A 10665-nucleotide genomic window follows, 5' to 3' on the forward strand; every position below is an offset into this window, starting at 1 on the left:
TTGACGCAACGTCAAAGTCAAGGAGTTACCGCGGACCAGTCGACGGTGACTTCACCGAGCCGCCAACGGCGTCGGTTGTCGAGTACTGGCCAATCCGCGGCGAGGAGGCGGATCGTCTCGACCCAGCGGGCGCGCGGGCCGAACGGGGCGAACGCGGCGGCGGTGGCCCAGTGGGCGTCGAGCGCGGCGAGGAACGCGTGGACGCGTTCGCCGGGAATATTGCGGTGGATCAGGGCCTTCGGCAGGCGCTCGGCGACGTCTGACGGCCGCTCGATCCCCGCGGGCAGGCACGAGATCGTGAAGGTGCGGGGGCCGTCGGCGTCGAGGGTGATCCAGCAGCAGCGGCGGCCGATCTCGTCGCACGTGCCCTCGACCAGCAGCCCACCCGGCGCCAGCCGCTCCAGCATCGTCGCCCAGGAGGAGGCCGACTCGGCCTCGGTGTACTGGCGCAGCACGTTGAACGCGCGCAGCAGCGTGGGCCGGGTGCCCGCCAGCTCGAACCCGCCGCGCCGGAAGTCGAGCAGCGGCGGGTCGGCGGCGGGCTTGGCGGCGGCGACACGCTCGGGGTCGATCTCCAGGCCGAGGACCCGGACGTCCGGTCGGACCGCCCGCAGCCGGGCGGCCATCTCCACGGTGGTGACGGGCGTCGCGCCGTAGCCGAGGTCGACCACCAGCGGATCTTCGGCGGCTTCGAGCACGGACTGGACGTCGGCGGACCCGACGAGCCAGCGGTCGACCCGCCGCAGCCGGTTCGGGTTGGTCGTCCCCCGGGTCGGGGCCCCCAGCGCCCGCGCCCGGCCCGCGGCCAGTCGGGGCATCTTGGCCATCAGTGCTCGGAGAGCCACTCGGCCGCGAACTCGGCCTCTGCGGCGAGCAGCTTGGTGACCTGCTCGGCGATCACCGACTCGATCTTGCCGCCGATGAACGGGACGCTGACCTTGACGTCGCCGGTGGTCGACCACTCGCTGCCGCCGCCGGTGTCGGCGAGCCGGAAGGTGCCCTTGATGTCGCCGGGCACGGCGGACACCGTCGCCGACGTGGTGCCGCCGAACGCGGCGCCGTCGGGCCGCCACGACTCGACCCGCTCGACGATCAGGTCGCCCTTGATCAGGGTGCGCACGACCGACGGCAGCTTCTCGGCGGGCACCCCTTGCCGCAGCTTGAAGGTGACGCCTGCGCCGTTGGCGGTGTAGTCGAGCAGCTCGGCGTTCTTGCCCCCGAGCCTGCTTAGGCGCTCGTCGAGAAACGCCCGGTCGACGAACGCGGCGTGGACCTCGGCGGCGGGCCGGGTGAACCCGGCGCGGTGCTCGATGCGGCTTCCCATGGCCAGGAGGTTACCGTTGGTGCCCGTGACCAGCCTTCCACTCGGCGCCGACGTCCGCACCGGTGTACCCCTCCGGGCCTACACGACCCTGCGGCTCGGCGGCCCGGCCACCGATTTCGTCGCCGCCACCACCGCAGCCGAGGTCGTCGACGCGGTGCGCGCGGTCGACGCGGCGGGCACCCCGTTGCTGGTCCTGGGCGGCGGCTCCAACCTGGTCGTCAGCGACTCCGGCTTCGCGGGCACGGTCGTCCAGGTCGCCACCCGCGGCAGCAAGATCGACTGCACGTCGCCGGGCCGCGTCCAGCTCACCGTCGAGGCGGGCGAGGACTGGGACACAGTCGTCGCGGGCACGGTCGAGGCGGGCCTGGGCGGCCTGGAATGCCTGTCGGGCATCCCCGGCCTGGTCGGCGCCACCCCGGTGCAGAACGTCGGCGCCTACGGCGTGGAGATCTCCCAGGTGCTGATCTCCGTCGACCTGCTCGACCGCACCACCACCGAGGTCGTCACCCTCGACGTGGCCGAGCTCGGCCTCGACTACCGCACCAGCGTCCTGAAGAACACCGACCGCGCCGTCGTCCTCCGCGCCCGCTTCGAACTCGTCGACGACGGCCTCTCGGCCCCCGTCCGCTACACCGAGCTGGCCCGAGCCCTCGGCGTCCGCCAGGACGAACGCGTCCCCGTCGCCGACGCACGCGCCGCCGTACTGGAACTGCGCCGCGGCAAGGGCATGGTGCTGGACCCGACCGACCACGACACCTGGAGCGCGGGCTCCTTCTTCACCAACCCGATCGTCCGCGACGAGGACCTGTCGGCGGTCCTCGACCGCATCGTCACCCAGGTCGGCCCGGACGTGACCATCCCGAAGTACCCGGCGGGCGTCGGCGCGTCGAAGCTGTCGGCGGCGTGGCTGATCGAACGGGCAGGCTTCTCGAAGGGCCACGCGGGCCCCGGCGGCCGAGTCGCCCTGTCGACCAAACACACCCTCGCGCTGACCAACCGCGGCGACGCCACCACCGCCGACCTGCTCAGCCTGGCGGCCGAAGTCCGCGACGGCGTCCTGGCCACGTTCGGCGTCGAACTGCACCCCGAACCAGTCCTGGTCAACTGCACCCTCTGACCAGACCAGCCTCGCACCGCACCCGGACCGAGCCGCCCGGCTACGGCCCCCGACCGCCGCCACACCCGCGCCTCGGCCACCGCCGCCTGTGCCGTGGCGGCACGGACGTGCCGCCTGCGCACGGCGGCGATTCTCTACCGTCCGCTGTCGCGGAGCGGACAGTTCCGTCCGGGTTCGAGAGGTTTGCGAGGGCGGTCGGATTAGGTGTCCGAATAGGTCGGTTGGCAGGGGCGCAACCCCTCCCACCAGTGCGCGAGCTGCGATAGGGGCCTGACAGAATCATGCGCGTGCCGTCGAGAGAGCGTCGATATGTGATCAGGCTCGGGTGTCCGGACCGGACCGGGATCGTGGCGCGCATCGCGTCCTTTCTCACCGAGGCGGGTGGGTGGATCGTCGAGGCCGACTACCACTCCGATCCCGACACGAACTGGTTCTTCACGCGGCAGGAGGTCCGGGCGGACTCGCTGCCGTTCGGGGTCGACGAGCTGCGGGCACGGTTCGCCGATGTCGCGTCGCAGCTCAGTGACCAGTCGGACTGGAGCATCATCGACACCGGCGTGAAGCGGCGCGTGGCGATCCTGGTGTCCAAGGAAGGGCACTGCCTGTACGACCTGCTCGGCCGCGTGCACAGCGGCGAACTCGACGTCGACGTCCGCGCGGTGATCGGCAACCACACCGACCTCGCCGACATCACCGAGGCCCACGGCATCCCGTTCCACCACGTGCCGTTCCCGTCCGGCGACCCCGAGGGCAAGGTCGAGGCGTTCGACAAGCTGCGGCAGCTGGTGGACGCGACGGCGCCGGACGCGATCGTGCTGGCGCGGTTCATGCAGGTGCTGCCCGCCGAGCTGTGTGCCCACTGGGCGGGGCGCGCGCTCAACATCCACCACAGCTTCCTGCCCTCGTTCGTCGGCGCGCGGCCGTACCACCAGGCGCACAAGCGTGGGGTGAAGCTGATCGGCGCGACCTGCCACTACGTGACCGCCGAACTCGACGCGGGCCCGATCATCGAGCAGAACGTGATCCGGGTGGACCACGGGGACTCGATCGCCGACATGGTGCGCAAGGGACGCGACATCGAGAAGGTCGTACTGGCAGGCGGCCTGCGGGCGCACCTGCAGGGACGAATCCTGGTGCATGGGAACAAGACAGTGGTGTTCTGAGGCGGAACCGCGCTATCAGCACCGCGATAAGCAGCAGAACAAACGATAAGTGTTGCAGGGCAAGGGTTTTGATGGCTGACCTCCGATCTCCTGTCCAGGTTAGCCAGGGATTTCTTCGGTGGCAGTAGCTCGATCGTGTGGGGATAGTCGTTTGACATAACTTGATATTCGTGCGGGCGGCCTAAATCAATTGCCGCCCGCCGACACCTGCCGCCATCATTTCCTTGTGACCATCCGAACCGACAACCAGATCCCGACCACTGACCCCCGACCACTGTCCTTTGAGGACCTGACGGCCTGCCTTGAGCTCTCGGACAACCGGGAGTGGCCGCTCGAGGACCGCAAGTGGGAATTCCTGCTGCGGGTCGGCCAGGGCTACGGAATCGTCGACACGGACGGAAAGCTTGCCGCGTCAGCGGTTCTCACCCACTTCGGTAGCTTCGCGGCGATCAGCATGGTGCTGGTCGCCGCGAAGTACAACCGGCGCGGTCTCGGCACCAAGATCATGCGGCACGTCATGGCCGAGGCGGGCGACAGCGTCGCCACGCTCTACGCCACGCCCCTGGGCAAGCCGCTCTACGAGAAGCTCGGCTTCCAGGAGACGTCTGGCTGCGAGGTCATGACCGGCACCTTCACCGGCCGCGGGGCGGGCACCACCCGCCCCGCGGCGGCCGCCGACCTGCCCGCGATCCTGCGCCTCGACACCGAAGTCTGCGGCGCAGACCGCACCCACGTCGTGTCCCGCCTGCCCGACTTCGCCGACCGCATCCGCGTCGTCGAGCGCGACGGCGAGATCACCGGCTACGCCGCGCAGACCCGCTCGCTGTCCCAGAACGGCAGCAACCAGGTCGGCCCCGTCATCGCCGCCGACGACGCCGACGCCCGCGCCCTCATCGCGGACATCGCGACCGACGCGGGCGGTCAGACCAGGATCGACCTCGACACCGCGCGGCCCGACTTGATCGAGTGGGCCACCCAGAACGGCCTCAAACCCGTCTTCCACTGCAGCGCCATGGTCGTCGGCGGAGCCACGCTCCCCGGCGACCGTCGTCGTCTCTACGCCCCGATCCTGCAGGCCCTCGGCTAGATCAGCCGAACCAGCATCTTCCCCGTGTTGCCGCCCTCAAGCAGCGAAAGGAACGCCGAAGGCGCGTTGCGCAGCCCGTCGACCACGGTCTCGGTGTAGCGCAGTTCGCCGGACCGCACCCACGCGCCGACCTCGCGCAGGAAGTCCGCGCGCCGGTCGGCGTGGTCGCGCACGAGCAGACCGCGCACGGTGAGCCGCTTCGACACGATCTGGATCAGGTTGCGCGGCGCCGGGTTGGGCTCGGTGGCGTTGTACTGCGAGATCATCCCGCAGACCGCGATCCGCCCGTGCACGTTCAGCACCGACAGCGCCGCCTCCAGGTGCTCCCCGCCGACGTTGTCGAAGTACACCTCGATGCCCTCGGGCGCGGCCGCGGCGAGCTGCTTGACCACCCGGTCGTCCTTGTAGTTGAACGCCGCGTCGAAGCCCAGCTCGTCCAGCAGGTAGCGCACCTTCTCGGCGCTGCCCGCGCTGCCGATGACCCGCTTCGCCCCGCGCAGCCGCGCGATCTGCCCGACGACGGCCCCGACCGCGCCCGCCGCGGCCGAGACGAACACCGTGTCCCCCGGCTGGAACTCCGCGACGTCGAGCAGCCCCGCGTACGCCGTCAGACCCGGCATCCCCAGCACCCCGAGGTACGCCCCGAGCGGCAGCGACGGGTCGACCTCGACCACCGCGGCGCCGGGCAGCACGACCTCAGACCGCCAGCCGGCGTTGTGCAGCACGAACGTCCCGACCGGCAGGGAATCCACAGTGGACTCCACGATGTCGCCGACCGCCCCGCCCTCCATCGGCGCGCCGAGCGGGAACGGCGGCGCGTACGACTTCACGTCGTTCATCCGCCCGCGCATGTACGGGTCGACGCTCATCACGTGGTTGCGCACCCGCACCTCGCCCGGCCCGAGCGCGGGCGGCGTGATCTCGACGAAGGCGAAGTCGTCCAGCGAAGGCACCCCGACCGGCCGACGCGCCAGGTGCACCTCTAGCGCGGTCACGCCTCGATTTCCCGCTTCAGGTTCGCCAACAGCTCCCCGTGGATGCGGCGCAGACCGGCGGGGGCGAAGATCCGCTCGAAGAAGCCGCCGATGCCGTTGGCGCCCTCCCACGTGGTCACGAGCCGCACGACGCTCGACGAGCCCGACCCCTGCACCGTCCACGTGCTGATCAGCGTCGAATTCTTGTCCGCCTCGACCAGCACGTCCGGCTGCGGCTCGCTGACCTCGACCAGCACGTCGCGCACCCGCTTCTGCGTGGCCTGCAGTGTCCAGTGCACGACCGAGCCCGCGCCGGTCCCGCCGGAGCGCACCTCGTAGTCGCGGTAGTGCGACGTCAGGATCTTCCCGCGCACGCCCGCGTAGTCCGCGACTGCCGCGCGGACCTGGTCGACTGGGGCATCGATCGCCTGCTCGGCGACCGCCTGGACCTGGTTCATCTGATCTCCGTACCTCGATTCGGCGACGCCCGTACGCTACTCGCGTGCGGACCGAGATCACCGACCTGGACACCCTGCGCCGTCACCGCGCCGAGGGCCGCGACCTGCGCGGAATCGTCCTGACCCGCCTCGACCTGACCGACCGCGCCGACGACGCGCTGCTCCGCACGGCGCTGGACGACGCGCTCCTGCTGGGCTGCGTGCTGACCCCCGAGGCCGGGCGCCGGGCCGAGGCCGCGGGCGCGCTGGTCTTCCCCGCCGTGCCGAACCTGCCGTACGACACCTACCGCGCGACCCTCTACACCGTCGACGAGCTGTTCGCGGGCTTCGACCCCGACCGCCCGGAGTCCTATGCGGACACTCCGGACGCGCTGATCTACCGCCACGCCAAGGACACCAAGCTCGACACACTGCACGCCCTCACCGAGCGCCTGCACGACCACAGCATCTCCGAGGCGCTGGCCGACGTGCTCACCGGCCACCCCGTCGCCGTCATGGGCGGCCACGCCCTGACCCGCGACTCCGCAGGCTACCGCGACGCCGTCCGCCTCGGCATCACCCTGGGCCAGAACGGTTTCACGGTCCTCACCGGCGGCGGGCCCGGCGCGATGGAGGCCGTCCCACTCGGCGTCCGACTCGGCGATCACTCCACTATGGACAGTGTAATCGACACGCTGTCGGCGGCCCCGAAGTTCGCCAGCGGCGCCACCGTCGACACCGACGAGATCGGCCGCTGGCTCGCCGCGGGCCTCGCCGTCGACCTGCCCGCCACCGAGGTCCGCACCATCGGCATCCCCACCTGGTTCTACGGCCACGAGCCGCCGAACCCGTTCTGCCAGCTGCACGCGAAGTACTTCGCCAACTCCGTGCGCGAGGACGGCCTGCTCACCGTGGCCACCGGCGGCATCATCTACACCCCAGGCAGCGCGGGCACGGTCCAGGAGGTGTTCCAGGACTACACCCAGAACCACTACTCGTCCGTCGGCCCGCCCGCGCCAATGATCTTCCTGGGCAGCCGGTTCTGGACCGAGGACGTGCCCGCCGCGCCGCTGGTGCGCAAGCTGGCCAAGGGCAGGGCGGCCGAACCGTGGATCATGGTGACCGACGACACCGACGAGGCGGTCGCCCTGCTCCGCGCCTACGCGACGTCAGTCGAGCAGACCGGCGCGCTGGGCTAGGACGGCCGCGGTGACCCGGTTCGAGCAGCCGGTGGCCGCGAGGATCTCCGAGACGTACCCGCGCACCGTCGAGTCGGACAGCCGCAGTTCCTCGGCGATCTCGTTGTTGCTGCGCCCCATCCCGACCAGCCGCAGCACGTCGCGCAGGCGCGCCGACAGCCGGGCGACCTCGGCGGCGGCGCCGATGCGGTCGAGGTGGTGGGAGGCGAGGTGGCCCATGAGGTCGTGGGTCAGCGTCGGGTCGAGGACCGCGCCGCCGCGGGCGGCCACCCGCACCGCGCGGACCAGCTCGGCCGGGTCGACGTGCTTGAGCAGGAAGCCCTTCGCGCCGAGGCGCAGCGCCGAGGCCACGGCCTGGTCGGCGTGGAAGGTGGTCAGCACGACGACGGCGGGCATCACCGGCAGTCTGCGCAGTTCGCGCAGCGCGTCGAGGCCGTCCATCCTGGGCATCCGCAGATCGAGCAGCAGGACGTCGAGTTCCTGGGTGCGGGCCAGCTGCAGCGCCTCGCCGCCGTCGGCGCCCTCGCCGACGACGTGCAGATCCGGCGCCGAGGCCAGGATCTTCGAGACGAACGCGCGCGCCATCGGCTCGTCGTCCACCACACCGACGCGCACGGTCGCCCGCTCCACCGCCGGACCGTCCACATCGAACTGCGTTGTCACTGGTTCGCCCCTTCCAGTCAGCTTGGTGAATAGGACCCGACATTGAGGGGTTGCGGCTACCGACCTTCGTAGGTTATTCGGGTGAACGCCCCAGACCGTCGAGGGTGACCGCACCGGGCAGGGCGGCGAGCACGCCGCCGGGCACGAGCAGCTTGCTGCCCCGGATGCCGCTGCCGATGACCACCTCGGGCGCCGCGGCGACGGCGGCGTCGATCAGCAGGGGCCAGCCCGCGGGCAGCCCGATCGGGGTGATCCCGCCGTAGGCCATCCCGGTCTCGGCGACGGCGCGGTCCATCGGCGCGAACGACGCCTTGCGCACCTCGATGGTGCGCCTGGCCAGCCCGTTGACGTCGGCGCGCGTGGTGGCCAGCACCAGGCAGGCGGCGAGTTTCTCGTCGCCGCCCCGCTTGCCGAGCACGACCACGCAGTTCGCCGACGCGTCGAGCGGTGTGCCGTACGCGGCGCAGAACTCGGCGGTGTCGGCGAGGTCGGGGTCGATGGCGGCGACGCCGACGCGGTCGGCGCCGTCGAGGGCCGCAAGCGCTTTCGCCACCGGCTCGGCAAGGAGTTCGGGGTGGTCGAGCGCGGGGAGGACGGTCAGGGTTCCGGCGATGCTCCAGGTCACCCGTCCCAGGCTAGCCGGCACCGACCGGCCATGGCGAAAACCGGCAGGGCCACGACGTATCTGGGCGCGGACCACCCCCTCCTAGGTGGTGTCCGTGGAAATACTCAGAGGAGGGACCACATGAGCCCCGATCGACCGCACCCGTCGGAGATCGCGGCTGTCCGAGAGACCCTTGCCCAGCAGGGCCACCCGTGGCAGGCCGCCGAGACCCGGATGAGCCGACTCCCCGCCGAGTGGCGCGCCGCCCGCCTGGGTGTGCCCGCGCCGAGCGCCGAGGAGATCGCCGCCCGCGAAGGCCAGCCCGAGGCCATGGCCGCCGCCGCGCAGGCCGCCGACGCCGCCCTTCCCGCCAAGTTCGACTTGCGCGACGTGGGTGGCCGCAACTTCGTCACCGGGGTCCGTGACCAGGGCGGATGCGGTTCCTGCGTCGCCTTCGGCACCGTCGCGGCGATGGAGAGCACCGCCGCGCTGACCCGCGGCGCCCCCGGCCTGTCCCTCGACCTGTCCGAGGCCCACCTGTTCCACGTGCACGCCAAGGCACGCGGCTACACCTGCGGCTCCGGGTCGTGGCCCGACGACCTGTTCGCCGACACCGCCGCCATCGGCGTCACCTTCGAGGACTACTTCCCGTACAACGACGCGGGCACCGGCTCGCCCAACACCGACTGGCCCAACCGGCTGGCCAAGTCCGTCGGCGTCACCGACCTCACCGCGAACCCGGCCGCGATCAAGGCCCACATCAGCACCTACGGCGCGGTCGCCACCTGCTTCGTCGTCTACGACGATTTCTTCCACTACCGCTCCGGCGTCTACCGGCACACCACGTCGACCGTTGCGGGCGGGCACTGCGTCGCGCTGATCGGCTGGGACGACGCCGCGGGCTGCTGGATCGGCAAGAACTCGTGGGGCACCGGCTGGGGCGACGGCGGCTACTTCCGCATCGCCTACGGCGACTCGTTCATCGAGGACTACCCGGGCGCCCGCCCGACCGTGTTCGGCGTCAAGTCGGTGAACCTGAAGGCGTGGCTGCCCGCGCAGCGCGCGCTGCGGCTGTTCGCCACGGCCAACGACGCCAACGGCTGGGCCTACCTGCAGAACTACGGCTGGGCGCACGTCGCGGGCGGCGCGGCCACCACGACCAACAAGCTCGCCGAGCTGACCCACGCGCGGGCGAGCGGCCACCTGGTCACGCCCTACATCAACGGCACCGAGCTGAGCACCGTGCTCGTCGCGGACTGAAGGGACTCGCCATGACCACCACCGTTCCGCGGCGAGCCCGCAAGAACGCGTCCACCGCGCCGGAACTGCCGGTCGACGTGGATATCGCCTCGATCATGCCGCCCATCCCGGCAGGCGTGGACGGTGTCAGTGCGGCTGTCGCCGAGTCCGCCGCGCCGATGCCGCCGAGCCTGGACGCAGCCGCGCCGCGGGCCGCGGGCTGGGTCACCAACCGGATGATCACCCACCTGTGGTCCTACGACTCCAGCACCGGCGTGTGGGTGTGGGTCGACGGGATCGGCTGGAAGCGGTTGTCCCCGGCATCGGAGTCCGGGCACAGCCACATGACCGTGCTCGCGACCATGGCCACCCACGACAACCTGTCGGTCGACTACCACGAGGACGCATCGGGTCGGATCGACCAACTGCTGGTCTGACCCCCAACAACGTGCGGGCCGGATGGGTGCAGGGGACCCGTCCGGCCGCACACTCCCCAAGAAGGTCGGGTATGCGAAGAGGAGCCAGCCATGGCGTTGGTGCACCTGTCGGCGGCGGACGCCGACGGGCCGACGGAGTTACACCGTGGGGACACGGTGGAACTGAGGCTGCCGGAGTCGCCCACGACGGGCTACCGGTGGCGATGGCGGCTGCCGGTGACCCTGCGCATGGTGGCCGACGAGCACGTCGACGCCATGACGACCAGGCTGGACGCCCCGGGCGCGGCGGGCGAGCGCAGGCTCGCCTTCGACGTCACCGCGGCGGGGCTGCACGAGCTGCGCGCCGAACTCGCCCGGCCGTGGGAGGGCGAGGCGCGGGAGGCGTTGACCTTCGTTTTGCACGCGTTGTGAAATCCGCGAA

The 10665-nt window shown here is 71.2% G+C and carries 13 protein-coding genes; 7 read left to right on the forward strand and 6 right to left on the reverse strand.

The features are described from left to right. Positions 1 to 17: 17 nt before the first annotated feature. Both ACSHT8_RS21020 and ACSHT8_RS21025 read right to left on the reverse strand, forming a co-directional pair. Positions 18 to 827: a class I SAM-dependent methyltransferase gene (locus ACSHT8_RS21020; protein WP_436492612.1), complete on the reverse strand. Its 810-nt coding sequence runs from the start codon at positions 825 to 827 to the stop codon at positions 18 to 20. Then, entirely contained in the window at positions 827 to 1324 is a 498-nt protein-coding gene (locus tag ACSHT8_RS21025) for a DUF2505 domain-containing protein (RefSeq protein WP_436492613.1), read from the reverse strand. The genes ACSHT8_RS21020 and ACSHT8_RS21025 overlap by 1 nt, the downstream gene beginning before the upstream one ends. A gap of 25 nt (positions 1325 to 1349) precedes the next feature. Here ACSHT8_RS21025 and ACSHT8_RS21030 point away from each other — a divergent pair, with 25 nt between their 5' ends. The 3 genes from ACSHT8_RS21030 to ACSHT8_RS21040 all read left to right on the forward strand — a co-directional run bounded on the left by ACSHT8_RS21030 (position 1350) and on the right by ACSHT8_RS21040 (position 4691). Further along, entirely contained in the window at positions 1350 to 2441 is a 1092-nt protein-coding gene (locus ACSHT8_RS21030) for a UDP-N-acetylmuramate dehydrogenase (RefSeq protein ID WP_436492614.1), read from the forward strand. 287 nt (positions 2442 to 2728) lie between these two features. Further along, entirely contained in the window at positions 2729 to 3604 is an 876-nt protein-coding gene (purU, locus tag ACSHT8_RS21035; protein ID WP_436492615.1) for a formyltetrahydrofolate deformylase, read from the forward strand. Positions 3605 to 3830: 226 nt separating this feature from the next. Further along, positions 3831 to 4691, forward strand: coding sequence for a GNAT family N-acetyltransferase (locus ACSHT8_RS21040; RefSeq protein ID WP_436492616.1), 861 nt, complete (start codon positions 3831 to 3833; stop codon positions 4689 to 4691). On the opposite strand, the gene ACSHT8_RS21045 is transcribed toward ACSHT8_RS21040, so the two are convergent. Both ACSHT8_RS21045 and ACSHT8_RS21050 read right to left on the reverse strand, forming a co-directional pair. Further along, a complete protein-coding gene (locus tag ACSHT8_RS21045) occupies positions 4688 to 5686 on the reverse strand; it encodes an NADP-dependent oxidoreductase (RefSeq protein ID WP_436492617.1) in 999 nt (332 codons plus the stop codon). The genes ACSHT8_RS21040 and ACSHT8_RS21045 overlap by 4 nt on opposite strands. Then, positions 5683 to 6123: an SRPBCC family protein gene (locus ACSHT8_RS21050; protein ID WP_436492618.1), complete on the reverse strand. Its 441-nt coding sequence runs from the start codon at positions 6121 to 6123 to the stop codon at positions 5683 to 5685. Before ACSHT8_RS21050 ends, ACSHT8_RS21045 begins: the two co-directional genes overlap by 4 nt. A 44-nt stretch (positions 6124 to 6167) precedes the next feature. On the opposite strand from ACSHT8_RS21050, the gene ACSHT8_RS21055 reads away from it, so the two are divergent. After that, positions 6168 to 7301, forward strand: a complete 1134-nt coding sequence (locus ACSHT8_RS21055) for an LOG family protein (RefSeq protein ID WP_436492619.1) — start codon at positions 6168 to 6170, stop codon at positions 7299 to 7301. Here the strand turns inward: ACSHT8_RS21055 and ACSHT8_RS21060 are convergent. Together ACSHT8_RS21060 and ACSHT8_RS21065 are read right to left on the reverse strand one after the other, a co-directional pair. Continuing rightward, complete coding sequence (locus tag ACSHT8_RS21060) at positions 7272 to 7964, reverse strand: response regulator (RefSeq protein ID WP_436492620.1); 693 nt, start codon at positions 7962 to 7964, stop codon at positions 7272 to 7274. The genes ACSHT8_RS21055 and ACSHT8_RS21060 overlap by 30 nt on opposite strands. 73 nt (positions 7965 to 8037) lie before the next feature. After that, positions 8038 to 8589 (reverse strand): YbaK/EbsC family protein, encoded by a 552-nt coding sequence (locus ACSHT8_RS21065; RefSeq protein WP_436492621.1) that lies wholly within the window; start codon positions 8587 to 8589, stop codon positions 8038 to 8040. 120 nt (positions 8590 to 8709) lie between these two features. On the opposite strand from ACSHT8_RS21065, the gene ACSHT8_RS21070 reads away from it, so the two are divergent. From ACSHT8_RS21070 to ACSHT8_RS21080, 3 genes are all read left to right on the forward strand, one after another. Then, positions 8710 to 9828 carry a C1 family peptidase gene (locus ACSHT8_RS21070; protein WP_436492622.1) on the forward strand — a complete coding sequence of 373 codons (1119 nt, stop codon included), beginning with the start codon at positions 8710 to 8712 and terminating at the stop codon, positions 9826 to 9828. A gap of 11 nt (positions 9829 to 9839) precedes the next feature. Then, the gene (locus ACSHT8_RS21075) at positions 9840 to 10244 is read left to right on the forward strand and encodes a hypothetical protein (RefSeq protein ID WP_436492623.1); all 405 of its coding nucleotides are present in this window, start codon (positions 9840 to 9842) and stop codon (positions 10242 to 10244) included. A 90-nt stretch (positions 10245 to 10334) separates the two neighbouring features. Further along, a complete protein-coding gene (locus tag ACSHT8_RS21080) occupies positions 10335 to 10655 on the forward strand; it encodes a protease inhibitor I42 family protein (RefSeq protein WP_436492624.1) in 321 nt (106 codons plus the stop codon). Positions 10656 to 10665: the final 10 nt, after the last annotated feature.

Origin of the sequence: Actinokineospora sp. HUAS TT18 (genome assembly GCF_051364635.1) — a bacterium.
GTDB lineage: Bacteria > Actinomycetota > Actinomycetes > Mycobacteriales > Pseudonocardiaceae > Actinokineospora.

Bases quoted from the DNA above. Each gene is read 5' to 3' on its own strand.
- ACSHT8_RS21070 (WP_436492622.1), top strand. From the start codon at position 8,710: ATGAGCCCCGATCGACCGCACCCGTCGGAGATCGCGGCTGTCCGAGAG.
- ACSHT8_RS21080 (WP_436492624.1), top strand. From the start codon at position 10,335: ATGGCGTTGGTGCACCTGTCGGCGGCGGACGCCGACGGGCCGACGGAG.
- ACSHT8_RS21050 (WP_436492618.1), bottom strand. From the start codon at position 6,123: ATGAACCAGGTCCAGGCGGTCGCCGAGCAGGCGATCGATGCCCCAGTC.
- ACSHT8_RS21025 (WP_436492613.1), bottom strand. From the start codon at position 1,324: ATGGGAAGCCGCATCGAGCACCGCGCCGGGTTCACCCGGCCCGCCGCC.
- ACSHT8_RS21075 (WP_436492623.1), top strand. From the start codon at position 9,840: ATGACCACCACCGTTCCGCGGCGAGCCCGCAAGAACGCGTCCACCGCG.
- ACSHT8_RS21020 (WP_436492612.1), bottom strand. From the start codon at position 827: ATGGCCAAGATGCCCCGACTGGCCGCGGGCCGGGCGCGGGCGCTGGGG.